Source organism: Paenibacillus sp. AK002 (assembly GCF_053903045.1).
In genome coordinates, this window is sequence record NZ_CP096377.1 from 4,147,190 (window position 1) to 4,173,913 (window position 26,724).

35 protein-coding genes are annotated in these 26,724 nt (G+C 49.7%); 3 read left to right on the plus strand and 32 right to left on the minus strand.

The annotated features are described in order from the left end of the window. Positions 1-117 precede the first annotated feature (117 nt). The 9 genes from bshB2 to M1D70_RS18205 all read right to left on the minus strand — a co-directional run bounded on the left by bshB2 (position 118) and on the right by M1D70_RS18205 (position 7,814). A complete protein-coding gene (gene bshB2 / locus M1D70_RS18165) occupies positions 118-774 on the minus strand; it encodes a bacillithiol biosynthesis deacetylase BshB2 (RefSeq protein ID WP_009596037.1) in 657 nt (218 codons plus the stop codon). Positions 775-796: 22 nt separating this feature from the next. Beyond that, positions 797-1,141, minus strand: coding sequence for a YojF family protein (locus M1D70_RS18170; RefSeq protein ID WP_015735930.1), 345 nt, complete (start codon positions 1,139-1,141; stop codon positions 797-799). A gap of 102 nt (positions 1,142-1,243) precedes the next feature. After that, positions 1,244-1,735 carry a DUF523 domain-containing protein gene (locus tag M1D70_RS18175; RefSeq protein ID WP_456290461.1) on the minus strand — a complete coding sequence of 164 codons (492 nt, stop codon included), beginning with the start codon at positions 1,733-1,735 and terminating at the stop codon, positions 1,244-1,246. 185 nt (positions 1,736-1,920) lie between these two features. Continuing rightward, on the minus strand, positions 1,921-2,715 hold the full coding sequence (locus tag M1D70_RS18180; RefSeq protein WP_009595615.1) for a helix-turn-helix transcriptional regulator: 795 nt from the start codon (positions 2,713-2,715) through the stop codon (positions 1,921-1,923). A 191-nt stretch (positions 2,716-2,906) separates the two neighbouring features. Then, complete coding sequence (locus M1D70_RS18185; RefSeq protein ID WP_009595639.1) at positions 2,907-3,995, minus strand: Gfo/Idh/MocA family protein; 1,089 nt, start codon at positions 3,993-3,995, stop codon at positions 2,907-2,909. A gap of 14 nt (positions 3,996-4,009) precedes the next feature. Continuing rightward, on the minus strand, positions 4,010-4,957 hold the full coding sequence (locus M1D70_RS18190; RefSeq protein ID WP_456287570.1) for an AraC family transcriptional regulator: 948 nt from the start codon (positions 4,955-4,957) through the stop codon (positions 4,010-4,012). A 22-nt stretch (positions 4,958-4,979) separates the two neighbouring features. Then, positions 4,980-5,981, minus strand: a complete 1,002-nt coding sequence (locus M1D70_RS18195; protein ID WP_090908562.1) for a Gfo/Idh/MocA family protein — start codon at positions 5,979-5,981, stop codon at positions 4,980-4,982. Between the two features lie 158 nt (positions 5,982-6,139). Continuing rightward, complete coding sequence (locus M1D70_RS18200) at positions 6,140-6,664, minus strand: YfiT family bacillithiol transferase (protein ID WP_036674077.1); 525 nt, start codon at positions 6,662-6,664, stop codon at positions 6,140-6,142. A 169-nt stretch (positions 6,665-6,833) separates the two neighbouring features. Then, complete coding sequence (locus M1D70_RS18205; RefSeq protein WP_456287571.1) at positions 6,834-7,814, minus strand: aldo/keto reductase; 981 nt, start codon at positions 7,812-7,814, stop codon at positions 6,834-6,836. Between the two features lie 110 nt (positions 7,815-7,924). Between M1D70_RS18205 and pdxR the strand changes: the two genes are divergently transcribed. Further along, positions 7,925-9,352 carry a MocR-like pyridoxine biosynthesis transcription factor PdxR gene (pdxR, locus tag M1D70_RS18210; protein WP_456287572.1) on the plus strand — a complete coding sequence of 476 codons (1,428 nt, stop codon included), beginning with the start codon at positions 7,925-7,927 and terminating at the stop codon, positions 9,350-9,352. Positions 9,353-9,446: 94 nt separating this feature from the next. Here the strand turns inward: pdxR and M1D70_RS18215 are convergent, their stop codons facing one another. The 19 genes from M1D70_RS18215 to M1D70_RS18305 all read right to left on the minus strand — a co-directional run bounded on the left by M1D70_RS18215 (position 9,447) and on the right by M1D70_RS18305 (position 22,671). Then, complete coding sequence (locus M1D70_RS18215; RefSeq protein ID WP_456290462.1) at positions 9,447-10,352, minus strand: hypothetical protein; 906 nt, start codon at positions 10,350-10,352, stop codon at positions 9,447-9,449. Then, complete coding sequence (locus M1D70_RS18220) at positions 10,352-10,717, minus strand: glyoxalase superfamily protein (protein WP_009595619.1); 366 nt, start codon at positions 10,715-10,717, stop codon at positions 10,352-10,354. The genes M1D70_RS18215 and M1D70_RS18220 overlap by 1 nt, the downstream gene beginning before the upstream one ends. Positions 10,718-10,869: 152 nt before the next feature. Then, a complete protein-coding gene (locus M1D70_RS18225) occupies positions 10,870-11,505 on the minus strand; it encodes a DedA family protein (protein WP_009595599.1) in 636 nt (211 codons plus the stop codon). An 18-nt stretch (positions 11,506-11,523) separates the two neighbouring features. Continuing rightward, the gene (locus M1D70_RS18230; protein WP_456287573.1) at positions 11,524-12,765 is read right to left on the minus strand and encodes an MGDG synthase family glycosyltransferase; all 1,242 of its coding nucleotides are present in this window, start codon (positions 12,763-12,765) and stop codon (positions 11,524-11,526) included. A 22-nt stretch (positions 12,766-12,787) separates the two neighbouring features. Then, positions 12,788-13,324, minus strand: coding sequence for a phosphatase PAP2 family protein (locus tag M1D70_RS18235; RefSeq protein WP_009595570.1), 537 nt, complete (start codon positions 13,322-13,324; stop codon positions 12,788-12,790). After that, positions 13,325-13,942, minus strand: a complete 618-nt coding sequence (locus M1D70_RS18240; RefSeq protein ID WP_456287574.1) for a YqaA family protein — start codon at positions 13,940-13,942, stop codon at positions 13,325-13,327. It abuts the gene before it with no gap. Between the two features lie 331 nt (positions 13,943-14,273). Continuing rightward, entirely contained in the window at positions 14,274-14,921 is a 648-nt protein-coding gene (locus M1D70_RS18245) for an HAD family hydrolase (RefSeq protein ID WP_009595588.1), read from the minus strand. A gap of 160 nt (positions 14,922-15,081) precedes the next feature. Further along, on the minus strand, positions 15,082-15,780 hold the full coding sequence (locus tag M1D70_RS18250) for a YjjG family noncanonical pyrimidine nucleotidase (protein ID WP_456287575.1): 699 nt from the start codon (positions 15,778-15,780) through the stop codon (positions 15,082-15,084). A 63-nt stretch (positions 15,781-15,843) separates the two neighbouring features. Continuing rightward, a complete protein-coding gene (locus tag M1D70_RS18255; protein ID WP_009595628.1) occupies positions 15,844-16,113 on the minus strand; it encodes a hypothetical protein in 270 nt (89 codons plus the stop codon). Between the two features lie 9 nt (positions 16,114-16,122). After that, complete coding sequence (locus M1D70_RS18260) at positions 16,123-16,725, minus strand: GNAT family N-acetyltransferase (RefSeq protein ID WP_456287576.1); 603 nt, start codon at positions 16,723-16,725, stop codon at positions 16,123-16,125. A gap of 4 nt (positions 16,726-16,729) precedes the next feature. Continuing rightward, a complete protein-coding gene (locus M1D70_RS18265; protein WP_009595623.1) occupies positions 16,730-17,386 on the minus strand; it encodes an HAD family hydrolase in 657 nt (218 codons plus the stop codon). A 49-nt stretch (positions 17,387-17,435) separates the two neighbouring features. Beyond that, a complete protein-coding gene (locus M1D70_RS18270; protein ID WP_456287577.1) occupies positions 17,436-17,915 on the minus strand; it encodes a GNAT family N-acetyltransferase in 480 nt (159 codons plus the stop codon). Positions 17,916-18,183: 268 nt separating this feature from the next. Next, positions 18,184-18,930: a GNAT family N-acetyltransferase gene (locus M1D70_RS18275; protein WP_456287578.1), complete on the minus strand. Its 747-nt coding sequence runs from the start codon at positions 18,928-18,930 to the stop codon at positions 18,184-18,186. 74 nt (positions 18,931-19,004) lie between these two features. Next, entirely contained in the window at positions 19,005-19,610 is a 606-nt protein-coding gene (locus tag M1D70_RS18280; protein ID WP_456287579.1) for an N-acetyltransferase family protein, read from the minus strand. Positions 19,611-19,646: 36 nt separating this feature from the next. Then, positions 19,647-20,114: a hypothetical protein gene (locus M1D70_RS18285; protein ID WP_456287580.1), complete on the minus strand. Its 468-nt coding sequence runs from the start codon at positions 20,112-20,114 to the stop codon at positions 19,647-19,649. A gap of 205 nt (positions 20,115-20,319) precedes the next feature. After that, on the minus strand, positions 20,320-20,865 hold the full coding sequence (locus M1D70_RS18290; RefSeq protein WP_009595634.1) for a GNAT family N-acetyltransferase: 546 nt from the start codon (positions 20,863-20,865) through the stop codon (positions 20,320-20,322). A 48-nt stretch (positions 20,866-20,913) separates the two neighbouring features. After that, positions 20,914-21,255 (minus strand): DUF3139 domain-containing protein, encoded by a 342-nt coding sequence (locus M1D70_RS18295; RefSeq protein ID WP_456287581.1) that lies wholly within the window; start codon positions 21,253-21,255, stop codon positions 20,914-20,916. A gap of 17 nt (positions 21,256-21,272) precedes the next feature. Continuing rightward, complete coding sequence (locus tag M1D70_RS18300) at positions 21,273-21,899, minus strand: hypothetical protein (protein WP_254664134.1); 627 nt, start codon at positions 21,897-21,899, stop codon at positions 21,273-21,275. A gap of 370 nt (positions 21,900-22,269) precedes the next feature. Further along, on the minus strand, positions 22,270-22,671 hold the full coding sequence (locus M1D70_RS18305) for a NusG domain II-containing protein (protein ID WP_456287582.1): 402 nt from the start codon (positions 22,669-22,671) through the stop codon (positions 22,270-22,272). A gap of 227 nt (positions 22,672-22,898) precedes the next feature. Here M1D70_RS18305 and M1D70_RS18310 point away from each other — a divergent pair, with 227 nt between their 5' ends. Beyond that, entirely contained in the window at positions 22,899-23,708 is an 810-nt protein-coding gene (locus M1D70_RS18310; protein WP_456287583.1) for an AraC family transcriptional regulator, read from the plus strand. Next, positions 23,597-24,313, plus strand: a complete 717-nt coding sequence (locus M1D70_RS18315; protein WP_456287584.1) for an ABC transporter substrate-binding protein — start codon at positions 23,597-23,599, stop codon at positions 24,311-24,313. Before M1D70_RS18310 ends, M1D70_RS18315 begins: the two co-directional genes overlap by 112 nt. Positions 24,314-24,343: 30 nt before the next feature. Here the strand turns inward: M1D70_RS18315 and M1D70_RS18320 are convergent, their stop codons facing one another. Genes M1D70_RS18320 through M1D70_RS18335 form a run of 4 tightly spaced genes read right to left on the minus strand, consistent with a single transcriptional unit; the run spans position 24,344 to position 26,576 of the window. After that, positions 24,344-24,814: a hypothetical protein gene (locus tag M1D70_RS18320; RefSeq protein ID WP_456287585.1), complete on the minus strand. Its 471-nt coding sequence runs from the start codon at positions 24,812-24,814 to the stop codon at positions 24,344-24,346. Between the two features lie 14 nt (positions 24,815-24,828). Then, positions 24,829-25,368 carry a TlpA family protein disulfide reductase gene (locus M1D70_RS18325; RefSeq protein WP_456287586.1) on the minus strand — a complete coding sequence of 180 codons (540 nt, stop codon included), beginning with the start codon at positions 25,366-25,368 and terminating at the stop codon, positions 24,829-24,831. An 11-nt stretch (positions 25,369-25,379) separates the two neighbouring features. Beyond that, positions 25,380-25,907: a MauE/DoxX family redox-associated membrane protein gene (locus M1D70_RS18330; RefSeq protein WP_456287587.1), complete on the minus strand. Its 528-nt coding sequence runs from the start codon at positions 25,905-25,907 to the stop codon at positions 25,380-25,382. Positions 25,908-25,934: 27 nt separating this feature from the next. After that, positions 25,935-26,576 carry a hypothetical protein gene (locus tag M1D70_RS18335; RefSeq protein ID WP_456287588.1) on the minus strand — a complete coding sequence of 214 codons (642 nt, stop codon included), beginning with the start codon at positions 26,574-26,576 and terminating at the stop codon, positions 25,935-25,937. Between the last annotated feature and the right edge of the window lie 148 nt (positions 26,577-26,724).

Sequence of the window (26,724 nt, forward strand, 5' to 3'; positions counted from 1 at the left end):
TATGCAAATGAAGAGAAACCTAAGCCGGCCTAACTCATTCGACTAAACCTAGAAAAAAAAGAGCAGCAGACTTAGCATCTGCGGCTCTTTTTATGGATCCAACCGATTGATGGAACTTTATGCAAAGGTATAGGTCCAGAAACGCTCCGTTCCGAAGCGCTGCTCCACTTCCTTGGCCTTCATCTGTTTCTTGCCTAGCAGCTCGGCTGCTTGGAATTGAGAACGATGAGCTTGGATGGAGTTCAGCTTTTGCACCATAAACATGGATACGTCTTGGTAGACATCCGGTTTACCCAGTTCCTGTTCACAGTTGTTGGAGAAAGCCAGACATTGGACCACGGGTCTTTCTTCGGCAGGCATACGACCAATCGTTCGAATGACGGCCGCGCCTGTTGCATCATGATCGGGGTGTACGCTGTATCCAGGGTAGAACGTGAACACCAGCGATGGCTTGATCTCCTGAAGCAGAGAAGCAATCACGCCGTCCAGTTTGTCCTGATCCTCGAACTCAATCGTTTTATCATGGAAACCAAGCAGTCTCAGATCCTGTATGCCAATGGCTTTGCAGGATTCTTCCAGCTCCGCTTTGCGTATCGTTGGAAGCGTAATGCGATTCGCGAAGGGAGGAATTCCCATATTTCGCCCCATCTCTCCCAGCGTTAAACAGGCGTAGGTTACATGTGCGCCTTCAATGATATATTTAGCCAGCGTGCCGGACAAACCAAAAGCCTCGTCATCCGGATGCGGCAATACGACCAGTATGTTTTGCTCCATCGATCCTCGTCTCCTCTCTCTATTAAAAAGGCTCCCGGCTCAGCTGCAAAGCGACAACCAGTTTCCCCTGACTGTCATGACCCGCCATGATGAGCCGCTCGGTGTCCGTCTGTTCGAAGTGGGTGAGTCCTTCCGTATATACCCAGCCTTGGCCCATCTTCAATCCGACCCGGTAAGGTCCGTTGCCGGATATGGAACCATGACTGTAACGAATGGTTGCGTTCGTAATAAAATTAGCCGCCGGGTGTTTGGAGCTGTCATAGTGGGCAGCATAGGCGCCGGTCGTCATCTCAAGATGGATATATAAATCCTGATCCTTCAATTTATCGATCATTTGCTGTACTTCAGTTTGATTTATGAGTTCCATATTTCCCTCCAATATAAAGAATCACTACGCCATAAGCGTCGATATGATAATTCTATCATAATTATTGAGCAGGACGAAAACCCTCAAAACCGATGAACAAAATTATCTCTCGGCAAAGAGAGTTGCGTATTCCGGCTGTGCCGCATAAACGCTTAGCTCGTGCTCAGATATAACCGTATAGCCTTCCCGGCGCAGAAGAGCCGTAGTCACGCCATAACCGGCCTGTTTCACATTGTCAAATTCTCCGTTATAAATCATGGCACTTCCGCAGGAAGGACTTCCCTCTTTCAGGACGATCAGCAAGGCTCCAAGCTCTTGTGCCATTCGAAGAGCCTCGTATGCACCTTGGATATACATCTCGGTCACGTCTCTGCCAGATAGCTCCACCACTCTGGCATTTCCCGCCAGTACATCATCCCCGTTCCCTCCAACGATCTCCGCAGGTTCTCGAGGGATAGTGAATCCACCCAGCAGTTCGGGACACACGGTTACGGCTTTCTTCGCTTCAACAAGCAGCTGAATATTCGTATCCATGCTGTCAGTCGCGTTATAGCGAACTTTCATACCGGCTAAACATGAGCTTACAACAATCACAGATGCCACCTCAAATCTTTCGTTCATACAAACTTACAATCGAAGCCGTTCGCCCTCTTTCAAGTATCATGAATCAGAACTCAAATGTCAACGAAATGCAATGAAGAGCTGCCGTAGTGTTTGGAAGCCCTTAATGCCAAAAGCGTATCCAATATACGAACCAAACCGCTTCTCTCCATCATGACTCATCTCAGCATGGGAGCAACCCTCTTAAGGAAATGATTCATTAATATCGGCAGGGAAATCAGAATGGGCGGATCATCCAGTCGGGGAACATGGAGCGTAACATGAAGATGCGGCGTCCTGGCGTACGGCTTTACGATAACGGGCTCCTTGGAACGGGTACGCAGCGTAGTGGACTGAGGAAGCAGGAAATCGACCGCCTGCATGCCCCATGGGACCGAAGTAGCCATCAAATAATAAGTGCCGGGTCTGACGTCGGTGAAACGAAAGGAGCCGACGGATGAAAGCAAAGTACCGTATAGGGGAAACCCTTCGGGGATCGGCTTGGCAAACAGCCCGATCAAGATTACGCCCTGAAAGGGAGCCGCGGCCTCGATGGTGCCTTCAACCATCAAATCGGGATTATCTACCGGCATGGACTCGCGCCAGCTGTTCAGCTTCTGCAGGGCTAACAGATGCTCGTCGGCCTCCTCCTTCGAGTTCCGGAATTGCGAAGGGGTCACCCCCACCCTCTCCGTGAAGCGCGTCGTAAACGTCCCCAGACTCTGCTGGCCGATCTCCATGGCGATATCCCGTATGCTTAGATGCGTATGTAACAGCAAGTCCTTTGCCTTCTCCAGACGAAGCGATGAAACATAATATAACGGAGGCAGCCCGATTCGATCCTTGAATATACGCGAGAAGTGATATGGACTGTACCCTATGTAATCCGCAAGCGTTGATAACGGGAGAGGCTCGTAAATATTCTTGTGAATATAAGCGATTACTTCATCGATTTCAGCATATCGATCAGCCATCAGGTCTGCACCATCCTTCATACCGGATATGTTATGTATGGATACCAATTCATCTCTCTCGAAGAACAATTGTTCGCATTCATACTATCATATCCATCTAAAAAATGGAAGCATTTGCAATACTATATTCACGAATTAAATAATTAAAATTGCAACTAAAAAGCCGCGCTGTTTGCACGGCTTTCATCATCTTAATCCATATCCGGAATATGGATTTCCACTTCTTTTTTGCTTTGGGAGGATCGCAGAATGCCGTCCAGTATCGCTTGATTGCGAAGCACCTGCTCACCCGGAATCGGAGCGGGCTTGCCTTCGCGCACAGCGCTAACGAAATCCTTGATTTTCTCCTGGAATACATTCAGCTCGTGGCTGATCAGCGGAATTGCGCTTTCGGTATGATGGCCTTGGATATCGTGGAACAAGGAAATCGATCCTACCTTCCCGTCCCATACACCGCTCCAAGGTCCTGAGCCTGCAGGCGTAATCTTCATGCCCGCATCCGTCCCGAGGAACATCGTTGCCCCGAGCGTATCCATATGCATTGCCCAGGATGTTTTAAAGTTAAGCACAAGGTCGCCTTCGAACCGAATGATGGCTACCCCGAAATCCTCTACGTTGAACGCTCCGGCTTCCGCATGGTATTTGGGATTCGTCCCGAAATAATTCGACGTATAAGCGGATACCGTTAATGGCTTGGGATATCCGAGAGCGTTCAGCGCCATGTCCAGGGAATAGCATCCGATGTCCGCCATAGCGCCTGCCCCTGCAATCTCCTGGCGAACAAACGTGCCGCCTGGCATTCCCCGTCGGCGGCCGCCCCCGGTTTCCACATAGTACACTTTTCCAAGCTCGCCGTTCTGGATCAAATTCTTAATGATGCCCATGTTCGGGTCATATCGCGGCTGAAAGCCTACATTCAGCATATTCCCGGTCTTCTTCGAAATTTGCACCATCTCGATCGCTTCATCCAAAGTGACCGACATCGGTTTTTCGAGCATCACGTGTTTGCCCGCCGACAGCGCATCGATCGTCGTTCGGTAATGAGCGACGTTCGGCGTACAGATGCTTACGCCGTCCAGGTCAAGATCCAACAATCTGCGGTGGTCATCGAATCCGATGGCTCCCTGCAATCCCCAGCGCTCAATAAACTGATCGGCTCTGCCGGGTAAAATATCAGCTACGGCAACAATTTGCACATCGTCAATTTGTTTATAGTACTTTGCATGCTCCCCCGCAATGCCGCCGCTTCCAATAATTCCAATTCGAATGGTTTTGCCCATGGCTGATACTCCCCCTACAATTTCACATTCATGGCTCGGTATGTTGTTGGCGTATATCCGTATCTCTTTCGGAAAACGGTATGCAGATAACTGCCGCTGGAGAAGCCTTCATGAATGGCGATTTTGTCAATCGACCAATTGGTATCGATCAGCTTCCTGCACACGGCTTCCAGGCGGACATGCTCCAGGATCTCGCTGAAGGACTGACCTTCCGCTTGCTCCTTGAATATTCGCTGCAGCTGCCTTGAGCTGATATGCAGCTTCTCTGCGACGTCATCCAGCACAACCTCTCCCGAAGAATTCGCATGGATATATTCCAGCGCCAATTGATAACGGTAAGCCTTCATATCGCGCGAAGGCAGCTCCGCTTCCGATGGCTCGGATTCATATGCGCGCACAGCGCGCAGCAAGATCTGAATAAGGCATTGCTTAATCGTTGTGTACAGACCCGAATATTTCTCCTGCGAAGCCTGATAAGCCTCAAGAAAATAAGGCATCGCGCGATGGATGTCCATCGTCGGCTTCCTCGGCAATTCTCTCAGCTTCTCCATGCAGTCATCGGCTTCCGCCATTTCCCAAGGATCCGAAACAGGCAGTGCCGGGCTCTCATGCTCGGAAATCTCATCGCGGGCAATGATGTCGACGTGCAGGCATAATTCGTCCATCGGTTCCGCTGTATCCGCTTCCTGATAATGAAGCACGTTCGGACCCGTTAAATAGAACATCCCTTCCCGCAGTGCATACGGCTCATCCTCCATAATAACGGTCCCCTTGCCGCGGGGTATGAAATGAAATTCATACTCCGCATGCTTATGGAAGGAGACAATCTTCCCGGGCGGGAAGGTGGTGAGATGAAACCGAAGGACCCGGATCTCGTAACGTCCCCAATAGACCCTAAGATCAAGCCGCTCCAAGGCATCCTGCCGCTCTTTCATCATTTCGTATGGAAAATGGTTATTCATCCCGGTGCATCATCCCTGTATCTTATGCTTGAAGTTCATCCAATCTTACAGCACGATGCTCCTTGGCCGAACGATTGGCTGCCTCCATCAATTTGGTCAATTCAACCGCATATGCGATATTTTCTTCGGCAACGGTATCTTCTTGAATATGAGAAATCCATTGTTCAAAAGCACTTGCGCGGTTCGCCGGCACCGGCAGCTCAACCCAAGCATCCTTGTACTCTTCTTTTTTCGTTGAACGAATCAGAAGCTTGCTATCCGGCGTACCGTACAGGATGGTTCCATCCGTGCCATGAATCTCGATCGTGAACGGAGAGAAGTTGTTAACAAATCCGGCTTCCACGACGCCGACGGCACCCGCTGCCGTAGAGAGCGTGGCAACGGCGTTGTCTTCCACCTCTTTGCCCGTTATGTATCCGAAATTCGCTTGGACGTCAATGGCTTCCTCGCCAAGGAACAGGCGCGTCAAATACATCGGATGGCAGCCCAGATCGATCAGGGCACCCCCGCGGCACTCCTCCAGGCTGTAGAAATGCTCAGGCAGCCAACCGGCGGTTGCGCCATTGTGGGACAAGCGAACGCGAACGAGCGTCACGGTTCCCAGCAATCCCTGCTCCAATACCTCACGGATCGCCAGCGTATAACCGTCATTCAGCCGCGGCAGCGATACCGTGAATTTGACCTGATTCTCCTTCACGGCTTTCATGATATCATTGACCTCTTGAAGGGTTGCAGCAATTACTTTTTCCGTGAAAATATGTTTGCCTGCCGCTGCGGCCTTCAACATGACTTCTCTGTGCATGGATGTCGGAGCATCCACGATCACGGCATCAATATCGTCGCTTTGCAGCATGTCATCCAGCGATTCATGAAAACGTACCCCTTGCTTCTCGGCGGCTTCTCTTCCCCGCTCCGGATTCTCATCCCATACCGCTACGATCTGAGCATCGGGATGCTCCTGCGCTTGTTTCGTATAATCCCATGCGTGCACATGCCAATAACTAATTTTTCCGATTCTGATCATTCTAGTCACCTCAGTATCTAATATTAAGACATCATGCCATTAATCTATCACACGTACCGCCTGATTCACAGTGTAAAATTGCGACAATCAAGTTAGAAATCACGACATGACCGCACACAAAGAACCCCATCGTTTGACGGAGTTCGATGTGATTTCGACTAAAACCCAAATCGTTCTCTAGCAGAAGTGATGTGGGCAATGTGGTGATTCCCATGCCATGCATACATGCCTGCGGCGTATTCCAAACTCGTTGTTCGCTGGTTCTCGGGATGGTAGAACGTTCTCAGATAGTCCCCATCCTTCATATTCTCCAATAATGCGACCCATCTGGCATGTAATCCGTCGATCAATGCAAGCGAAGCGTCGGTGTCTTGTGTCAATGAATCGTGCAGGGCAGCCCATTTCTGTTCGTCATAAGGTTTAATCGTCGGGTTCTCTTCCGTCAACGCAAGTTTAAACCGGATATAGCTGTTCATATGACTGTCAGCAAGATGGTGAACAACCTGGCGGATCGTCCAGCCGCCCTCGCGATAAGCCGTATCCAGTTGTTCGTGGCTTAACCCCTGGACCGCTGCCCTCAGCTTCTCCGGCATTCCCTTAATCTCTTGGATCCAGACCTTCCTGTGCTCTGGCGACGTGCTGCCTCCCCAGTCAAACTGTCCTATCGGATACCTCAAATCCATGTTCCCTCTCTCCCTTCCATTACGTTTGAGATCATTCCATGTCATGATTTTAGCATCTCCGCCGAAAAATAATAGTGTCTGCACTCCTGATGGATGCTGCTTATTTCCCGTCGAAAAGGCCCTCGGCATCTGCCAAGGGCTTCTCTCCTGCTACATAACTGGAATGTGACTACAAGGAGCCCAGTATTCCTTCGATTTCGTTCATCTGTCCAGCCGTTAAAGGTCCAGAAGCAACGGCTCCTATTAATTCTTCCGCTTGCCTTTTCGTTTTAAAACCCGGTATCGGAATCGCCGCGCGGCTTCTTCCCCAAATCCATGCTAACGCTCCTTGCACTAAAGTACGGTCTTCACTCGTTAAAATCTCCCGCACCGCTTCAAGTTTAGCGAGGAACGACGGTACGGCTTTCCCCTCCTTGAAATAGGCGACCCAATCGTGACCGCTTCCCCGCACATCTTGATCACTGAATCGGGTGTCCTTATTAAATTTCCCGCTTAACAGCCCCATTGCCAAAGGCGTATTATTGATGCTCGCCAAACCATGACGTTCGCAAAGGGCAAGCATCTCCTTATCGTCACTGAGAACATTCAGCACGTGCTGAATGGCTGCCGCTTCGGATCGCTCCGCAAATAACTCGGCATTGGCCGTATCCCAGGTACTCCAGCCATATGTACGGATCAGCCCTTCTTGACGAAGAGCGTTTAAGGCATCAATCACCGTTTCCACCTCATCCGGGCGTAATCCGCCTACATGAATCTGGTAGAGATCGATATAATCCGTATCGAGTCGCTGAAGAGACCGCTCACAAGCATAGCGGATATAATCCGGCGTAACATTATAACGCGTAAAAACTTCCTTCGTTCTTTCATCATAGGTATATCCGAATTTGGTGGCTATCACGGCTTCGTGCCGCTTTCCTTTTAATGCGCGGCCAAGCACCCGTTCGCTATGCCCGGTACCATATACATCTGCCGTATCAAAAAAGTTAACGCCCCTGTCCAGGGCGGCATGAATCCCTGCAACGGATTCACGTTCATCCACCTCACCCCATCCGTCGGACAAGCCGTCCAATGTAAAATTCCCGCCCATTGCCCAGCAGCCTAAGCCAAGCGGGCTTACAGGGATTTGCGATCTGCCTAACGTTCTATCCATGATAGTTCCTCCCTTTTCGAATTGGTTCGCCTTCATTATAATTAGGAAAATGGTTTGTGATGAGATCCAATGATGATGAATTTGGAGGAACCAATTAAAGGAGGGATACGGTGTACGGCATTTATATCGACCGTGAATCGAAACGATCCGCAATCCATCAAGTATGCCAGCAGCTGCGAAGGCTGATCGAATCGGGACAGCTGGCAGCGGGAACACGGCTGCTTCCGACCCGGGTTCTGGCCAAAGAGTGGGGCATTGCGCGCAATGTAGTCATCGAGGTATATGAGCAGCTGACGGCCGAGGGATATTTGGAAGGGCGCGTAGGATCAGGCACCTATGTAGCGGGCGGGATTATCCCCTCTCCCCGTCCACGAAACGAGCCATCTGTCGGCGAGCAGCCGATCCATAAAGATACATCGACTGAACATTCGCACATGATCGATTTTGCCGCCGGCATTCCCGATCAGAAGATGTTTCCAAGGCACATCTGGGCCAAGTACTTGAAACAAGCAGCTGAGGACTCCGTTAATGCAAACCATGATTACGGTCACATCAAAGGTGATAAGATGCTGCGCTCTGCCATTTGCGACTATGTATTCCGGTCCAAGGGCATTCAATGCTCATCCGATCAAATCGTGATCGTGTCCGGCGCTTCCGAAGGGCTGCTCCTCCTTGCCAAATCGTTAGCTTCCAGGTTTCATTCCATCTATATCGAAGACCCCACGATCGATATTACCCGCGATATTTTTCAGATGATGAACTATCGGCTTGTGCCGGTTGAGGTGGATCACAGCGGCATGCGCATCGACGCCGTGACGAGTTTCGCTCCAGGTCATCTGGTATTATTAACGCCGTCACATCAGTTTCCTTCCGGCAGCGTATTATCCATCCAGCGCAGACATCAGGTCATCCGGATGCTGGAGGAAGCCGACTCCTTCGTGATCGAAGATGATTATGACAGCGAATTCCGGCTTCGAGGAATCCCGGTGCCTCCTCTGCAGACGCTCTCGCCTTCGAGAGTCATTTACGTGGGAACATTCAGCAAAACCTTAACGCCGAGCCTCCGGATCGGATTCATGATCGCGCCGCCGGATCTAACCGATTCCATAACCGAGATGAAAGATAAACTGAATATACATACCCCAGCCGTCATTCAACAAGCGCTAAGCCAATTCATTCTGGACGGCCATCTGGAACGGCATATCCATAAGATGAAAAAAGTGTACAAGAAACGCCGCAATGTATTAACGGAGCGGCTCCATCACTTGTTCGGGCAGGATATTTCCATTGTCGGCGATGATGCGGGGATGCATCTTCATGTGATATTCGGTCCTCAAGCTTACGCTCTCCTCCCATGGAACGATACGGTCTCATACGGGTTTCGCGTCGAGCCTGCCTCTAATTACAGAATCTCGCCATCGCGTCCTCCGAGTTCAACAGGGATCGTACTGGGATATGGAAACCTTTCGACGGAAGAGATCGAAGAAGGCTTAAGCAGGCTTTACTCATTTGCTTCCCCTTACAGGGATCCATCTTGATTCCCGGGCATATCTTCCCTTCTCCAAACAACAATGGCTCGGTTCGCTTTACGGCGAACCGAGCCATATCTGTTTCATCCTCAGGAACTTGCCATCATATCCCCTCAATCCGGTCAAAATTACGCAGCGTCCGAAGCGCATTCAGCGTCATAACGCCCTTCCATTCTTCCTTGGCCGACGGCCATACCTCTTCGAATTGGAACCAGCTCCAATTCGGCTCCCAGGCACCATCTTCGCCCTGGATCTCTATAAGCAAGTCCAGCTCCGCCGGAAGAAGCGCTCGATATTTTGGAAAATAAGGAGAGTTCGGCGTGTCCATTATGCTCAGCGGTGTTGCCCCGTATCCCTCCCGGCTGCCGGGGTCCAGGCTAATGCAGTTGTCCATGAAAGCCTCCAAAGCCTCCCTGATCTCGGATGCCTGTTCCTTTGGCAATCGCTCATTCAAGCGCAAGTAACAAAACAGCTCATGCATTTCTTTTAAATCGCTGGTTCGATTCAGGTAGTCCAGAGCATAACGAACCAAGAAATCCAGCGATTCCAGAGGATACAGCTCCCGTTCATCGATAAAATAAGCGATGATGTCTGCATTGGGATTGCCCCAATGGTCCTTAAAAGCGCCGTATTGCCACCAAATCGCTCTAGGTGACTGCTCCGCTTCTTTGGGGATAATGTCCCAGCCTGAGCGTTCAGGCACATACGTATGCTCGAGATACTGTAACGCGGAAATAACCCGTTCGTTCCGCTCGGGATGATTCGGATGTAACCGAAGAATCTCCAGCGCTCTGGTCGTCGCCAGGGCGGATGACTCCTTGCAGCGAAGGTCGGGCTCAAGACCATGACCGAATCCGCCATCCTCGTTCTGGTAGCTGGAGAGCTCAATCAGCACATCCGTAAACGACCCGTTCTCGAATTCATAACGAAACAAGGCCCGTTCTAGGTTTCTGGCCCGCTGCAGCATATACTGCCTTGCTTGTTCCCAGCGTATCTCGTTTAGCTTCATCACTCGGGTTCCATCTCCTCGTAGAAAGTGATTCGATTGCCGAACGGATCCGTTACACGTACCTCTTTGCTGTTCCATGGGGCGATCTCGATTCCGGGTCTCTGATACGGATAGTTCTGGCCTGACAGCTGTTCGTGAAAAGCTTCAATTCCTGCGATCTCCACGCGAATGGCTGCTCCAGGGGAGCAGTCGCCGTAATGCTCCGTTAAATGGATCAATAACGAACCTTTGGAGATTTGCATGTAAAGCGGCGCCGAATCGTCAAACCGGTGCTCCCAGTCCAAGGTGAAACCAAGATACTGCATGTAGAATTCCCTTGCCTTCGTTTCGTCGAACACCCTAAACAACGGTATGATTTTGCTCATGTCAGCCCCTCCCTCCTCTCATCATTCGTATACATTATGTATGTGCTGCTGTTGACTTATTGTAGATCGTATCACAAATCACGTCACAGCTCGTCCCTATCTTATATAAACCCGAGCAAACCAATGATCCTTCGCTGGGTCATGTATCCAAACTATTCATTCCTTGTCACGTTGGTCAGTTTCTTAGCCCTCTCGCGTTTCACGCGGCTCCATACCAGCAGAACGAGAAACGAACCTGCCAGACAGAGAAAGATGACTTTTAAATAATGCTCCACCACATTCAGAATGTACTGCCACTGCTCCCCGAATATAAAACCTATGCTGAAGAAGGCCAATACCCATGCAGCCACTCCCGTGTATCCATAGATCCAAACCGTCCGATAGGGAACCCGAATCATGCCGATGAAATACCCGATAAACTGCCTGACTCCGGGAATGAAAAAACAGACAATGAGCAGCTTGTTCCCATATTTGCTGTAATACGCCTGTGTTTTCTCCACAAGGGACGGCTTGATGAACAGCCATTTTCCATAGCGTTCAATCAGCGGCATCCCTAACCGGTGGCCGAGGATATAGGTAATGGTCAGTCCCATTGCCGCTCCTATAAAAGCAGATCCCATGGCCGGAACCATGTCGATGACCCCCTTATAGGTCAGGAACCCGGTATAAGTCAGGGTAGTGTTTCCTGGAGGAATTGGAAGAGCAATAAAATCAAGAGGGAGCCCAATCAATAACACCAGATAACCATATTGTTCAAACAACCGCTCAACCAATTCAAACAAATTCATGGGGAAAACTCCTTCGTCTTACCGATAACTGTCATGGTAGTGGTGCAGGGCTTCATTCTCATAAACTTCCCTGTTCAGCACCTCGTAGGGCACCGGGTTCTTTTCTTCGGCCCATTCTCGCGAAGGGCGGTAACGCCGTTGAATCTCAATCAATCGAGTCAGAACCGATAGAGCCGAATCTTTGTGCGTGTTAATGGCCGCTTTTCGCTTCATCTCTTGCAGCAGGGACGGATCCGTCATTAGCGCCATGAATTGATGCTGCAGTTCTCCCGCCATAGCTTGACGTGCCACGCCAATGCCAACCAGGTAGTCCGCATTATCCTGCTCTTGGCCCGGCAAGGGTTTAACCAACAGCATGGGACGTTCCATCGTTAATGCTTCGGAAATCGTGAGACCTCCCGGCTTCGTCACCATCAAGTCGGCCATCGCCATCAATTCATGCATACGATCCACATAACCCATGACGGTGATTTGCGGATGCTCCGCAAACTCTTCCAGCAGTGATTGATATAACTTCATATTGCGTCCGCACACGACCATAAACCGAACATCCTGCGGGTATGCCCTGGATTTCAAGAGCTCAATAATTTCTTTATCGATCATCCCTTCTCCGCCGCCCATGATCAGCACGACCTGCTCGGATGGTTTCAAGCCATAATAATCGCGCAGCCGTTCCTCATCCACCGGTTGACTGTAGAGCGGGTTGACGGGAATTCCGGTCACGGAGATTTTTTCGCTCGGCACGCCTTTGCGCTCCAATGCAACCTGAACCACATCGGAACCGACCATGTAATAATCCGTATGCGAATGGATCCAATAACTGTGATCCGTATGATCCGTCATGACGGTGGCCGTGGGCACGTCCGTGTAACCCATCGCTTTCAACAGGGACATGCCTGCCGCTGCCGGCGGAAACGTACTGACTACGATAGCCGGCTTTTCGGTTTCCAGCATCGCGCTCAGTTTTTGAAGACTGAAGGTACTGAAGCGTTTCAGCATCTGAATGAGCGTGTTTTCCTCGCGCGTTTTTTGGAACAAATAACCGTAAACGGATGGAAAATGCTTCATCCACTGCACAAAGAAAAACTGTCCGGCCACATGCAGCCGCGGATGGGTTAGCTCCATGTAATCAATGACTTTAACGCGCAGATGAGGGTATTTTCTTTTTGCTGATTCCACAATGGCCTTTGATGCCTGGTTATGACCCTCTCCCAGACTTCCGGTTAATATGATGATTTTTTGCTCATTTATGGATCTCATTGATATTACTCCTTATCTAACGTTATGTGTTTCCCAAGACATGCATCAGGTAAACGACCAGCCATCCCGACCCGAATCCGATCAGGCTTCCCGCCAGACAATCGGTCGGGTAATGATATCCCCAATAGATACGGGACAGACCGACCAGCGCAGCCAGAATGATCAGCAGTATCGTCGGCAGCGGCGAAACCAGAAACAGCAGCGGGGTAATGACTGCAAAAATCGCCGTCGTATGACCGGAAGGGAAGGAGTAATCCTTCAGCGGAAAATTTCCGATCTTTACCTGTTCCAAAACCCGGAAGGGACGATCTCTTCTGACGATTCTCTTGATGAGGACCACGATCAGATGGCTAACGGTTAACGCAATGGCACTCTGATATGCCGTTATATCCCAAGCTTCGAATGCTGCCCAGGCGATAAGCAATGCGCTCAGAATGGTGAAGGTGGCTCCGCCGAGATGGGTGATGCCGCCGAACAACCGGTCAAAGGCTCGGTTGCTGATCGTCTGGTTGCACCAGACGAATACCCGGTGATCAAAACTTTGCAGTCGCTTTATCATTCATTCTTCACCTGCCGTTACGTCAATTGAATCTTTTGGCCCCTGGATGACGGGGACCTCCGAACGTTTTTTCCTGCGCTTCTTGATAAGCCGCACCGTCAGCCATATGCCCCCGATCAGAGCACCTACGGATAACAAAATAATCGTAAGCACGCTGTCCACCATATTCTCGGCAGCACGGCCATATACGTAGAACAGCACACCCACCGTGTAGAACTTCACGGCGCGTCCGAGCGCTGCATAGCTGATAAGCTTCCATAAAGGATAGTTCATGCAGCCGGATAGAATGGTGAAAATTTTAAAGGGAATCGGCGTAAACGCACCGACCAGGATAGCGGCTTCGCCATGCTTGGTGAACAAAGCGGTGGCGGAATCATACCATTTTTTCTTCATGATCTTGGTCAACACCAAATGACCTGAAGCTTTGCCGATTCCATATCCGATGGGCGTTCCGATCAAGCACCCGACAAACCCGATCGTGGCGAGCCAGATCGCACGGTCCGGACTCAAGGCACTTAAGGACAACTGCGAGAACAGTGCCGGAATCGGAAAAATGATCGCGTCGATCATGGCATGAATGAATAATCCGATATCGCCTAAATTACGTAAAAAATCCATCAGGCCTAATCTCCTCTGCTTGGCTGACCCTTGGGCAGGCCGTGTATCGTGCGATATCGTTGGTTACATTCGAATTTGAAATCATCGGTTCACATTCCTCTCCCGTATCATGTTAATGCAAGGATATCACGAATGGAGGAGGATGCCTTCCGTCTTCAGACGATAATGAACCTAGACTTAGGTCTAGATCCTAATAGTAGATATAATAGAGTAGATATAGTATAAACGAGTTTTATGATCAATAAGTTGGGTTTATAACCGTTTGAATCAAAAACAAAAAAACAGCTCAGCCGCAATATGCGGCCAAACTGCCAGGATCCAAGACCAAATCCTATTCAAATTGGCAAATCCTCAGAACGTCCCCGATGGAATCCACGACATGATCGGCTTGCGACAAATCCTGATTTCCCGAATTCGGGTTCACGAAGCCGATGCATGTCATGCCGGCCGCCTTCGCTGCAGCAACCCCATGCCGTGCATCCTCCAGCACCATGCAGTGCTCGGGCTCCACGCCTAACAATTCGGCAGCCTTAAGGTACACATCCGGCGCCGGTTTTCCTTTTTCCACTTCTTCACCGCTTACAACGCATTCGAATTGATCCAGGAGATCAAACTTGCGCAGGACGGCCGTAATAAATACGGGAGGCGAGGATGATGCAATCGCGGCAGGGATACGTCGTGCTTTAAGTTCAGCCAGAAGCTCCCGGATGCCGTCAATCGGCTCCATTTCCCGTGAGGTGAGCATCTCGATTTTATTGGACAATTGGTATTCGATAATCTCCGATACGGATTGCGCAAGCTGATGCTCATGTTTAATGGCTGCCCACATCTCCGGATTGGTCATGCCTACATACTTCTCCAACTGTTCATGGGTTATCGATGATCCGTAGTAGTTCATCACCTGGATATCCACTTCAAAGTGCAGCGGTTCGCTGTCAATTATGACCCCGTCCATGTCAAAAATAAATGCCTGTATCATGTTCATGCTCCTTTGCTGAATGTTCTGTTAGTTAACCCCAAATGAGATCGAGCACCGTACCCAGCACTCCGGATTGATGTCCGCGGAGGACATCGGGATTGAATACCTCGACGAAACCGCACCGCGTACTCCCCACTTCATCGATCTGGCCAAAGCACGGTCATTCGGAAGAAATGATGTCGTGGAGCTCCTCCAAAGTATGTATTTCATACTTGGGGTGAATGGACGTCGGATTGGCCTTTCGCTGCGGGTTATACCAGCAGGTATCAATCCCGTAACGGATGCCTCCTTGTATATCGGAGGTTAACGAATCGCCAACAATGAGCACCTCGCTTTTGTCGGGGTGGTTTAACTTATCGAAGGCGTAATCGAATATTCCTTCGTGCGGTTTTTGGGATCCTGCATCCTCCGAAACTACGATACATTCAAAGGAATCGCACAGCGCCGAGCGGCTGATACGATTAAACTGCACTTCCTTGATTCCGTTCGTGATGATGGCCATGCGTTGACCGCGCTCGGACAGTTGACTGCACAGCTTCTCTGCCCCTTCCATCAGAAAGGAGCCCTGTCCTAAATACTTTATGTAGATATTGCTAAAAGCTTCAGCGTCCAAAGCGCAATCGATACTATGTTCTGCCAGGAGTCTTTCGAACCGGGCCGTACGCAATTCGCCCTGCGTCACGATCCCCTGCTCGAAATCGTTCCACAACTGCTGGTTTATGCGCCTGTAACTGTCTACGATCGCATTCGTGCACTCCTGATGGATCTCGCCGAATACGCCGGCTAACGCAAACGCCTCCGATTGGGCATAGTCGTATAGCGTATCGTCCGCATCAAATAAAATAACGTTATATCGCAAGGCTGGGCCTCCTCTCTTGCTGCTTAACTTCAACCATTACCTTTCGCTACCCAGCATAACATTTTATTCATCCGGATTCATCGAACCATTGTCGGGTGTCGAAGTTAATCTGGATTGTCGGTTCAATTCCTGGATCCTCTGCCTTTGTTGATGATCTAGACGGTCTCTGTTACTCTTCACCAACTCCGTCAGACGCATGAAGATTAACAATAATATCGTAATGATTACACCTGCTGAGAACACCATCATTGCCCATTCGTCCACGCCTAAGAGCGTGATCAAAAGCAATTCCGTCACAATGAAGATTCCCGCTCCAAGGGCAAGCTGTTTCATTGGGCCTCCCTAATTTTCATCGCATAATTTATAGTGATGATACTGCTCCTGCTCAAGTTCGATCTCGCCGATATAGGCAAACCCGCACTTTTGGATTACTTTATTGGAAGCATGATTATGAACAACGGCGATTGCGTTGAGTTCTCGCTCCCTTGTATTCCGGAACAAATAACGGATTAACGCCCGCACGGCTTGGGTGGCATATCCTTTATTGTAATACCGATTGGAGATTCCGTACATGATCTCTCGGTTAGGCGGGGGCAGCTCCTCCTTAGGACCGGTATTGCACCAGCCGCTGCATTCCCCTGTTTCTTTCAAGACGATGGCTAACCGCAGACGCAGCTGCCCCACATCCCCGCCGTCTTGAACGGCTTGCAGGAACCGCCGATTCTCCGGCATTTCATAATCGGTTAACCACTCTCGCCGCTGTTCCCTTGATACATCCCAGCCAGGCAGGAAATGTCTGATCTCCGGTTCGTGCGTGATCTTGCAGATCGCATCCAGATCCTCCAACAAATATTCCCGAAGGAAGATGTCCTCACATTCAATCGTAAAGGGCTTACCCTGGAATTCGATAGTTGTCTTGCTGTTCAATATAACCCCTGCCTTCATTCGCTCAATGATTCCTCGCCATGATCCATGTTATCAACTCATCGGTCCGTGTAAAAATGTAGTCGGGTTCCACCGCAAATTGTGCATTCTGAACGGTATCAAACCAATGCGCCCCGATGGTTAATACCTGAGCTGATTTGCCAGCCGCAATGTCGGCATCGCTGTCCCCGACAAAAACCACGTCCGATGTCCTCAGACCCAACAGCTGAACGGCTTTGAATATCCCTTCCGGGTCCGGTTTGGAACGTTCGACCTCATCTCCCGTAATGGTAGCTACAAAATACCCGTCCAGCTTCAGATTTCTTAAACATATATCCAGGCATCTTCTGCTCTTGCCCGTGATAATAACCATGGATATACGTAAATCCGACAGCTTCACAATTAGATCCTGTACGGCTTCCGATACCTGCACATGCTCTTGAAAATCCTGCTCAAACACTTCGTAATAATATTCTACGGCTTCATCAATATGGGCCGGATTTGAAAGATGATTGGCAATGATCTCTTCCTCCGTTGGCCCAAACGTCTGAACGATCTCGGCATCGGTCAACCGCTGGCCATCATATTTCAAGAAAACCGCCCGGAACGCTTTAAACGAAAGCGGCAGCGTATCTGCTAAAGTACCATCGAAATCAAACAGCACCGCTTGTATGGTGTTCATCCCAAAGCTCCCCTTTCACCTCAGAATCCGACTGAACAACACGACTTGCTCAGACCAAATCCAGCCTCATCTGAATAGTAATCATTTTCCGATCGTCATCTAACGCTGTGATGCGGACATCGAACGGCTCGAACCCCAACTTATGATAAAAAACAAGCCCTCTGGAATTGGTATTATGACAGTTTAGATAAAAACGTTCCATATCGTATTTTTCTTTGGCGATGTCCATCATGGTACGCAACAGCTTCTGCGCTGCACCGAGTCCACGGTGCGACGGAGCAACAATGACATTGCCAAGCCACAACGATCCATCCGCATCTTCATAAAAATTCGCGTAGGCGACGACCTGCCCGGTGGATTCTTCAACGATAACCGTGGGATCAAAGCGGTTCTCAAGCAAACTCAGGATTTGATCCGGCGTCAAAGGGAATTCCGATCTTGGGCTCATGTAAAACAGTTCTTCCGGCGTTTGAGGAAAACTGCAAATCGCTTGCAAATCCTCGTCCCTCAGCGGCCTATGCGCATACATATCTTGATGTCCTCCTTACTAAGCTATTCGGGCAATATACATGCCTCTTCAGATCAAGCCTTGCATATCATGCTCCACATCCAGTCCCGCTTCCCGAAATGCCCTGATCATCTCTTCTACGGTAAAAGACCCAACTTAGACAGCTTCATCTAAGGCCGGGTCCTCTGTGGCTGGCATCTTCCATGATTATACAACTGTTCATTCGATTGGGTAACCCCTGATCCGTTAAGCGTAGATTCACTGTTACAAACGCTAGGGGTGGTTGCCTTTATCCTTCGATACGCTTATGTCGATACCAATAGGAATAGATCTCCCTGTAGTGAAGACGATCGTACAATCGGTTTGCAGCAACATTGTTCTGGACCACTTGTAAATAACTGCTTGCGGCTCCATTCTTCTTGGCCCAATGAAGAATATGCAACAGTAACTGCTTTCCGAACCCGCGATTTCGGCATGCCGGAGCTGTAGCGAGATCAAATATGCCGACGACGCCTTGCTCTATTGCCCCGATCCCGCATGCCACAGGTTGACCACGATCATATAGGATGAAGAATCCGTATTGAATCACGGAATAGTTAAACAGCTTTCTTTTTACAGCCTTATATTTCTCGGATATTCCAGTTATCTCGGTCAGCACGCTCAGCCATTCATCCGTCAGCCGTTCTTCGATCTTAACCTCCTTATGCGTTGGAAGCTCCAGATGATCCAGATGATCTAACACCCTCAGACTGGTTGGATCGAGTATGGAATAACCTCTGGAATCCAACATACGGTCCAGCTCCTGCGGATTGAACGGGGTGATTTTAAATACGACGTCTAGCCCTGCCTTAACATATAATCGCTCGCATTCATGAATTTGGGCGTCAAGGTCTGTCGATGGATCCGTGTATAAGGCATTAATCGAGTTGGATCTCTTCGTATAACCGTCTGCAAAACGTAACAGCCACCCATGGTGTGTCAAGGTTTGAAGCGCCGGCCAAGCGTTTAAGGCAAGTTCTTCGATTCTCTTTAGCACGTATACCACTCCTACCGTATAATAGGAATTAATATACATATATTTGTATTATTATTCAACCTAAATGATCTTCTTCATGTCTCCTGCACGCCACTCGATTCTGCTAATTCCTTGGATCTATCGGCGATACTAAACACAATGGGAACGTCCGTCATCCTTCTTCTCCATATCATATGGTCGACTCCGCGCCCCCAATGATCTTGAAGGACGTAATCGGGTTCACCTAGTTTCTTCTTCCATATTTTCTGAGCACGCGTATATCCGCTATCCAAACAAAATTCCGTTATCCCCTTATTGAGCAGCGTAAGAAACATGATATGAAGCATCAGACTGCCGATTCCCTGTTGCTGGTAATCAGGATGCACAAATACGGTTCCGATTTCAACTACGTCATGCAGGTCTCCATTGGAACCTTTCCGTATCAATGCATTGGACGGGCCAAACTCGATGCTGCTTACAACGCCGTTGTCTATAAGTCCGATCAGAAAATACCTCTGCTCTCCGTTCGATGCAATATCCGCGTTCAAGCACCTAATTTTGCTGTCAATCTCCTGCTCGATGTCCTCCGATAAATCTGCCAAGCCTTCTTTGGCAAACGTATCGGTAATCACGAACCGGAAAAAATGCTCCATCGCTTTCATATCATTACGATTCGGCCGCCTAATCTCTACATGAAACATGAGGAGTCCTCCTCCTATCGTCAATTACAAATAGACTCACCATTTTTGGGTGTGTTTGATAACATGGGCTTTTATTTCATCCTTTTGTTGATCCGTTAGCTGAACGGGTGTCCAAGAATGATCGTCGGGTACGTGGATGGTTAGAGGTGTTTCAAGCTCCTTTTCTTGGCTGCTGGAATCCTCGTTGGGTATATTCTTCCATCGTTTATGACTCTGATCATACACCCTGGTTTTTATAAACTTCCCTTCGCTATCGTAATAGTCTTCAATCGCTCGTATACGCGACAGCGTGGCTCCTTGATTATCTTCATGATTGGTTATCGAATTCACTTTTTTATAACCTGAAGGCATGTTGAGTCCATCTGCAGTTATCATCATATCTTCAACGATAAAAGCTTCAATGTGCTCTACCCGCTCCCCTCCGTTCTGACAAGAGCATAATGCCAACACGATCCATAGGATGCAGATCCACGAACCCGTTTGTCGTATGTATTTCAGTAACACGCCTAACCTCCTTGTACATGGATCCCTTCCGGAACCAATAATATGCTCAACTCCGCAGCCGTGTTCTGTACGAATCTCTCCACTTTATCCCTTACTCATCAAAACACAAAACTCAGACCCTTCCTACATGGAATCTCAAGTCCCAGTCTTGATATTGTCATGATGAAACGAGATGAATAAGTGCAGAGACTCTCTTCCATAAGATTTACTCCATACGTTCGTTACGGAGCACCATGTGAAGGTGGTCTTCCCATACACCGTTTATCTTCAGGTATTTGATCGCCAGCCCTTCCTCATAGAAGCCCAGTCGTTTCACTACGTTCATCGAAGCTTTGTTTCTCGGCATGATGTTGGCTTCCAAACGGTGCAGCTCCAGCGTATCAAAGCAATAGCTCACCACGGCGCTCAGGGCTTCGGTCATATACCCTTTTCCCGTATGAGATTGCGCCAGCTTATACCCGACATGAGCCGATTGAAAAACACCCCGCACGATATTGCTGATCGCAATCGAGCCGATCATTTCATCGTTTTGATGCAGCCACACTTTAAGCAAGGAACCGTCAGCGATGCTTCGACTTTCCGCTGCCAGAATCTCAGCCTGTTTCTCCAGGGTATAAAACTCCGCTTCCCTGGCAGGCTCCCAAATCTTCCAAAACTGATCGTTCCTGACGATAAAATCCAACACATCCGCTGCCCGTTCCCGATCCACGGTTTTCAACTGCAGACGTGAAGTTTGTAGCGTTATGGACATGCGAAGCTCCCCCCTGAACAGCTTTAAACTAAAAATTGCAACACCATATCAGTCCCTTGGGATATCATGCTTTAGCATGGATCGTGTAATTCCGCGGGCTTCCCCCTCAGGAGTCAATCGGTATTCAAACTGCATAATCGTATCATGGGCAAAATAAATATACTCTACTTCAGGCTCGTCTTTGAATACCACGACGGCATAAAAAGGAGGCAGCTTAACGCCCCAGATGCCTTGGACCGACTGGATTTCATCCTGCGTATAATGTTCTTCTTCAAGCAGGTAGGTCTTCACCTTCTTGGCATAGATCATTTTGTTGGCTTGAACATACACAAAGGGAGACAGGAGCACAAGCACCAGCAAAACCAACAATGCGATTTTAATTTTCTTCATTGGATTCCCTGTTGTTTTCATAGCATAAAATGACGCCTGACCTCTTCGTAGTTCTCCTGAACACTTCGGCTCCCATCCACGAATATCACCTTGAATCCGCGGTCCATGGCATCCTTGGCCACGTATCTCGCAAAACCGATATCCCGGTCCATCCAGTTTCGAAACGCGGCGCCGGGATCATCGCATGATTCCAAAATTTCGTGGATCCATTCCCGTTTGGCATAATGCTCCTTCTGGAATGCCGGAACCGGGACGATCCATATCGCATGATGGGGGCTGGGTACCAGGTGCTCGACTTTCTCCGGTAATAGAGCCGCACCTTCAACGATGGTGGGGCTCGTGTTCGGCAGGGCCGAAACATCATCCATAATCATGCCAAATTCCTCGCGGTAAAACTCCAATTCTTCCTCAACCTGCTGCTCCACCGGACGCGACCACAATGCATTCCAGGACATATCCTTCAATCGGGACATGGTGGGGTGCTCCGACGGATGGCATTTGGTCACATGCTTCTCGTTGAATAGATCGCATTGATAATAGGTGCAGCTGTAATCCTTCGCCAATTTTTCGGCAATCGTCGACTTGCCCGAGCAGGGGGAGCCTCCGATCCAGTATACATGGGAGTAGTCATTTTTCTCGCTCAACAAAAGTATCACGCCCCTCTGTCGCCATCTCTTCTTAACTCGTTTCGAATGTCCAGCAACACGTTCCAAATTGCCCTCAAATATACCACAACGAACAAAAAGCCCACAACTAGTATCAGTGCGACCATATCCATGTTTACTCCCCACCTTTACTCTGCGACCGGGCATCCCGTCGACCTAAGATTTACGGATCCTATGCTCTGGAAGCACATGGTTACGCAACTTGATCCCATCATTAATTATAACTGTCTTTTCTGCGACAAAGTTACGCTATCCTTGCATTCTACCAGCTGTCCTAAACAACAAAAAGAACCGGTTCAAAACCCGGTTCTTTCATTTAAGCCTATGATGCTTACTACTCTCCCTGAGCCTAGCCCACCACGGCATCCAGTTCGGACTCGTTCCGTTCATGCTCAGGTACCAGCACCTCTACCACGACCCTGGTCGGCACGCAAATAATCTGTTGATAAGGTTCCGAGATAAAACCCATGTCCAGCGCGATTCGCTTCGGAGCATCCGAATATATCATCTGGATCCCGTAGTCATAAACTTTCAATGTATTGTGTCCAAACTTGGTCTTAATGTCGATGATGCGTTCGTCCCCGTTCAGCGGGACGGTTTCGTATTCTTTGCCATTCACCGTGATCAGCGCCTGCAGCTGACCCTGCTGATATTCCACGTGGCAATGCTTCCACCATTGCAGCCCCGTGAAGGATCCAAGGATCAGGATGATGGCGAATAAAATCATATCTCCGCGTCTTATTCTGGACAAGGTGCTCCCTCCCGACGTGCAAAGTCTTCGGAACCCAAGTATGAACGATACTCGAAGCCATGGAAATGAATTTTGTCACATTCGTTATCCGGGTTAAACGGCTTGTACAAAATGAAAGGGCACCTTTTCTTTTGTCCATTGAGTCCGGAATCAGCATCCGTTATGATGCTCTTATCGAGAATGATTATCATTATCGAATCATTGAATACCATTGTGGAGGAGAAATCATGAAACCTTCAAAAAAATTACCCGTAACCATCAGCATCCTAACGTTGATGAGCCTCACGCTGATGGCTTGCAATGGAACCGGTGCTACCGATTTCGTAACGCAGCAAACGGCTGCCACGGCCACTCAACCTTCCACCGGCTCTAACGAATCACCTCCATCCGATGCAGGCTCGGAAGCTGCCAAACGTTCCTATACGGATTATAAAGGGCACACAGTTGAGATCCCCGCATCGCCGAATCGCATCATATTTTCCGGGGAAACCTTCAGTGATTTGCTGGCATTGGACGTTAAAGCTGTCGGTACCGATACGAACCGGATGAAAGGGTCGGTCTTCGAAGATCAAATACAACATGTCGAAGATATTGGTTTTCCTACCAGCTTGGAGAAGGTGCTCGCCCTCAATCCGGATCTGATTATAGTGGCGAATCCGGACGAAACGGCTTACGAACAGCTGTCCAAGATTGCACCAACGCTTATGTTTGACACCTTTGCTGTGGGATACACGGATGAGTACTACTTCAGTCGCCGTTTCCGCCAGATCACGGGGATGTCGCCGAAGCAATACGCCGACCACATGGACGTCAGCAAGCGCGTAAAAGACTGGACCGGACATGAAGTCGATACCCCTTGGTACCCCGACGGATTCTGTATTACGGCGAGACTTTCGGCGATCTGCTTGCGATCGGGATGCAGCCGATGGGCAAACCCACCTTTAAAGCCCATAACTCAAAGGCCGATAGGCAGTATGTTTCTGAAATCAGCCATCAGAAGAATTCCATTAAAACCTTGGAATGGAAACCGGATTTGATTTTATTGGCGCATGCCGATGAAAAAGAGTATCGGTGGTTTTCAAGAATCGCGCCTGCCGTCACATTCAATTCATTCGCTCCTCTCGCCCACCGCTTGCGCACGCTTGGCGATTGGCTTGGAAGGACCTGCGAGGCAGAGCAATGGTTGGCATGGTACCGGGCCAAGTCGGAAGAGATGTGGAGGGAGCTTCAGCGAGCGATTAAGCCTGGCGAAACGGCAACCGTCCTCGTTTTTGACCATGGGTCCCGTCTCTTCGTTATGGGAATGTCCGGCTTATCGACGGGGCTGTACCACACCCATGGTTTTCAGCCGACGGAACCTGTCCGTACGGTTCTGAGCGACGGGATGGGTTATAAGGAAATATCGGCTGAGGCTCTGCCCGCATATGCCGGCGATCGTATCTTTATGCTTCTTCCCGGCAACCCCATATCCAAGCAAGCAGCGGAAAACTTGATGGAATCCTCGATTTGGCACAACCTGCAAGCTGTCCAAAACGGCCTTGTTCACGTGCTGGAAGCCGATTGTTGGAATTACGGGGATGCACATACGCTGGTAAAGCTGCTGAATCTGCTGCCTGAACTATTATCCCCACCCATTTCATAACAATTATTCTATGCATGCCTCATTCTTCGATCAATACATTTCCGTTGATCGGCATGCACAGATTACATACCGCCCATAGACTCTGGCCCCCTGGTAACACCAGTCCCGTCCGACATAAGGATGTACGTATTGCGAGATGCAATCCTGACACTTGGCCCGATGTCCCACCGGATCGCTTGTATACCACCACCCGGAAGGATACGGACATAAGCCCTTGCAATCATTGATTACCGTCTTGGGCGTGCAAATGATATAATCGGACGGGCAGGAGGCATCTGCGCCGCAGCCCGTGCAATATTGTCCGTGCGGAGGTCTGCAGGGCCCCGCGGCAAACGCGTGTTTGAGGATATCGTCATCGTTGGGACGGACCAACACTTTGGCCAGCGCCTCGGCCGTCCTTTGCGCGAATTTATTCAGGAGCGTCTTGCGGTTCATTTTCCGGGTAAACCGGCTGATCAGCACCTGCGTCTCTTCGTCCTTGCTTTCCGGCTTCCTCCACATGCTCTCACCTCGTCTTAGGAAACTCTTGATGCTTTCGCATACGCTTCAAGCTGCTCCCGGCTGTTGACCAGACCCTTATGCCTGATGATGCCGTTTGCATCCACCGCGTAGGCGTAAGGCGTGACCTGTACATCCAAGTGATTTGCGAACTCCGAGCTTACGATTAGCACCTCATCATCATATGCTATTTTGCGGACATAATCCGAAGCCAAATCCGCGGACGAAAATAACAGCAGGATCGGTTTCACGTTATTCATCATGGCGATCCGCTGAAAATCCGGCAGGATCTCGGCGCATTCCCTGCACGTCGGGGATCCGAACAGCATGAGGGATGGCGTGCCAATCAGCTCGCGGGTGGACCACGCCGCTCCTTGCAAGGTTGTCGTTGTGGCTCCAGGCATTTTGCTGCCGACCGGGATACCGGACTGATTCACTCCTCTTGCGGTACCCATCACCATGATTCCGAGCTGCCGGAACAGGACCAAGTTCAGAATCACCAAAGGCACGACCAAAATCCACAGTATGGCATATGAGATCCAGAAGAACGTGTTCATCGCTCCCTCCTCTACCTTCTTTTTATCTTTGAAATATGCGGTGCGGCAATTTCGCAGTATATTCGGATCGCGTGTAAGGCATCCGGAACCCCTACAACAACAAACAGCGCAAGCAGTAATATCATGCCTTCCATAAGAAGACCCGTTACTGTGAACGACTGATGAAACGCAAGCCTTGCGGTATAGCTGCAAACCAATCCCGCGAAGCCCATCGCCAGATTAAACCCTATCAACGGTAGCCCCAGCCTGGAGCTGATCTGAGGCCCGAAGCAGCCGCAGTCCACCTTTCCTTTTTTACGAATAAAATAAGCCACGCCCAGTCCTTGAATGAAATAGAGCAAGGAAATGCCTAGGAAGCTGATCAACGACGGAAAGCTGTATACCAAGGTCACCGTCAAAATTTGCAGAAGAATGAGCAGCAAATGCAGCCGGGCGCCCCCGGGAAATGGATCCGGATCACCGAAGGAACGGGCCCAGACATAACTTGCCACCGACAATAGCATGGGAAGCGTAACGGATATCGCGAGAACATCGTACATGGACCTGTATGCTCCTTTTTAGCTTCATCAGATGATGATGCAGATGATGGCTCCCATGATCAGCAGCATGGAAACCGCCAGCCGCACCGCGGTCAGCAGCGTGAAGCTGTATACTCTTCTTTTAAGCATGCGGTAGACGATGGACCGGATCAGCGGAAGGCTGAACACGGTGCCTCGAACCATTCCAAACGTCGCACCTGCCAGCAGGCTCAACCACCAGGGAGCCGCAAACAAGGAAACCACGAAGTAGGCATGAAAGAGGACGCCCACTTGCAGCGTGATGAAACCCAAGCCCAGAATCAGGCCCCATAACGCCGCGGATCGATACCCTGCAGCCTTGATCCATTCCGAGGGAACGATGAAATTGCCGGAGGGCAGGATCCCCGTTTTTTGAATCAACTCCAAGACCAGAAACACGACCAACAGCACAACGATGACGTAGTTTTGATATAAGCCCGCGGGGGTTAATTTCAGCACATAATTGATGCCCCCGACCGCAAGCCCCGTTACGGTACCGCCAAGGGTACAGGTCACGATATAGACCAATGCATATTTGAATTTACTGACCTTCGTGCTGTCCAGGCTGCCTAGCACGTTCAGTCCGCAGGTGGTATCCACGCTGGCCACTGCGGCACCTACCGCAAACATAAAGAGCAGCATCGTCAACATGCCATGCCACCTCCCCACCATCCCGTTAAATGAATCCTTAACACTTCATCTTATGAGCGACAGCCTGTCGATTATTTGCACGAATCTCCGATGGCTTGGACATGTTTGCCCGTGGCTATCTTATCCAGAAAAAAAGAAGCCGTCCATG

What these genes read in the sequence shown, in the direction of transcription:
- M1D70_RS18290 (WP_009595634.1), bottom strand. Translation starts at nt 20,865, where the DNA reads ATGTCCATAACGCTACAAACTTCACGTCTGCAGTTGAAAACCGTGGAT.
- M1D70_RS18330 (WP_456287587.1), bottom strand. Translation starts at nt 25,907, where the DNA reads ATGTACGATGTTCTCGCGATATCCGTTACGCTTCCCATGCTATTGTCG.
- M1D70_RS18315 (WP_456287584.1), top strand. Translation starts at nt 23,597, where the DNA reads ATGGGCAAACCCACCTTTAAAGCCCATAACTCAAAGGCCGATAGGCAG.
- M1D70_RS18235 (WP_009595570.1), bottom strand. Translation starts at nt 13,324, where the DNA reads ATGATAAAGCGACTGCAAAGTTTTGATCACCGGGTATTCGTCTGGTGC.
- M1D70_RS18260 (WP_456287576.1), bottom strand. Translation starts at nt 16,725, where the DNA reads ATGAAGGCAGGGGTTATATTGAACAGCAAGACAACTATCGAATTCCAG.
- M1D70_RS18205 (WP_456287571.1), bottom strand. Translation starts at nt 7,814, where the DNA reads ATGGATAGAACGTTAGGCAGATCGCAAATCCCTGTAAGCCCGCTTGGC.
- M1D70_RS18190 (WP_456287570.1), bottom strand. Translation starts at nt 4,957, where the DNA reads ATGAATAACCATTTTCCATACGAAATGATGAAAGAGCGGCAGGATGCC.
- M1D70_RS18280 (WP_456287579.1), bottom strand. Translation starts at nt 19,610, where the DNA reads ATGTTTCATGTAGAGATTAGGCGGCCGAATCGTAATGATATGAAAGCG.
- M1D70_RS18185 (WP_009595639.1), bottom strand. Translation starts at nt 3,995, where the DNA reads ATGGGCAAAACCATTCGAATTGGAATTATTGGAAGCGGCGGCATTGCG.
- M1D70_RS18215 (WP_456290462.1), bottom strand. Translation starts at nt 10,352, where the DNA reads ATGAAGCTAAACGAGATACGCTGGGAACAAGCAAGGCAGTATATGCTG.
- M1D70_RS18320 (WP_456287585.1), bottom strand. Translation starts at nt 24,814, where the DNA reads ATGTGGAGGAAGCCGGAAAGCAAGGACGAAGAGACGCAGGTGCTGATC.
- M1D70_RS18310 (WP_456287583.1), top strand. Translation starts at nt 22,899, where the DNA reads ATGAAACCTTCAAAAAAATTACCCGTAACCATCAGCATCCTAACGTTG.
- M1D70_RS18180 (WP_009595615.1), bottom strand. Translation starts at nt 2,715, where the DNA reads ATGGCTGATCGATATGCTGAAATCGATGAAGTAATCGCTTATATTCAC.
- bshB2 (WP_009596037.1), bottom strand. Translation starts at nt 774, where the DNA reads ATGGAGCAAAACATACTGGTCGTATTGCCGCATCCGGATGACGAGGCT.
- M1D70_RS18255 (WP_009595628.1), bottom strand. Translation starts at nt 16,113, where the DNA reads ATGAAACAGCTTGCCCTTGGAGCGGGAATCTTCATTGTGACGGAATTG.
- M1D70_RS18325 (WP_456287586.1), bottom strand. Translation starts at nt 25,368, where the DNA reads ATGAACACGTTCTTCTGGATCTCATATGCCATACTGTGGATTTTGGTC.
- M1D70_RS18200 (WP_036674077.1), bottom strand. Translation starts at nt 6,664, where the DNA reads ATGGATTTGAGGTATCCGATAGGACAGTTTGACTGGGGAGGCAGCACG.
- M1D70_RS18240 (WP_456287574.1), bottom strand. Translation starts at nt 13,942, where the DNA reads ATGGATTTTTTACGTAATTTAGGCGATATCGGATTATTCATTCATGCC.
- M1D70_RS18220 (WP_009595619.1), bottom strand. Translation starts at nt 10,717, where the DNA reads ATGAGCAAAATCATACCGTTGTTTAGGGTGTTCGACGAAACGAAGGCA.
- M1D70_RS18195 (WP_090908562.1), bottom strand. Translation starts at nt 5,981, where the DNA reads ATGATCAGAATCGGAAAAATTAGTTATTGGCATGTGCACGCATGGGAT.
- M1D70_RS18230 (WP_456287573.1), bottom strand. Translation starts at nt 12,765, where the DNA reads ATGAGATCCATAAATGAGCAAAAAATCATCATATTAACCGGAAGTCTG.
- M1D70_RS18170 (WP_015735930.1), bottom strand. Translation starts at nt 1,141, where the DNA reads ATGGAACTCATAAATCAAACTGAAGTACAGCAAATGATCGATAAATTG.
- M1D70_RS18245 (WP_009595588.1), bottom strand. Translation starts at nt 14,921, where the DNA reads ATGATACAGGCATTTATTTTTGACATGGACGGGGTCATAATTGACAGC.
- M1D70_RS18335 (WP_456287588.1), bottom strand. Translation starts at nt 26,576, where the DNA reads ATGTTGACGATGCTGCTCTTTATGTTTGCGGTAGGTGCCGCAGTGGCC.
- M1D70_RS18295 (WP_456287581.1), bottom strand. Translation starts at nt 21,255, where the DNA reads ATGAAGAAAATTAAAATCGCATTGTTGGTTTTGCTGGTGCTTGTGCTC.
- M1D70_RS18270 (WP_456287577.1), bottom strand. Translation starts at nt 17,915, where the DNA reads ATGTATGCGCATAGGCCGCTGAGGGACGAGGATTTGCAAGCGATTTGC.
- M1D70_RS18225 (WP_009595599.1), bottom strand. Translation starts at nt 11,505, where the DNA reads ATGAATTTGTTTGAATTGGTTGAGCGGTTGTTTGAACAATATGGTTAT.
- M1D70_RS18265 (WP_009595623.1), bottom strand. Translation starts at nt 17,386, where the DNA reads ATGAACACCATACAAGCGGTGCTGTTTGATTTCGATGGTACTTTAGCA.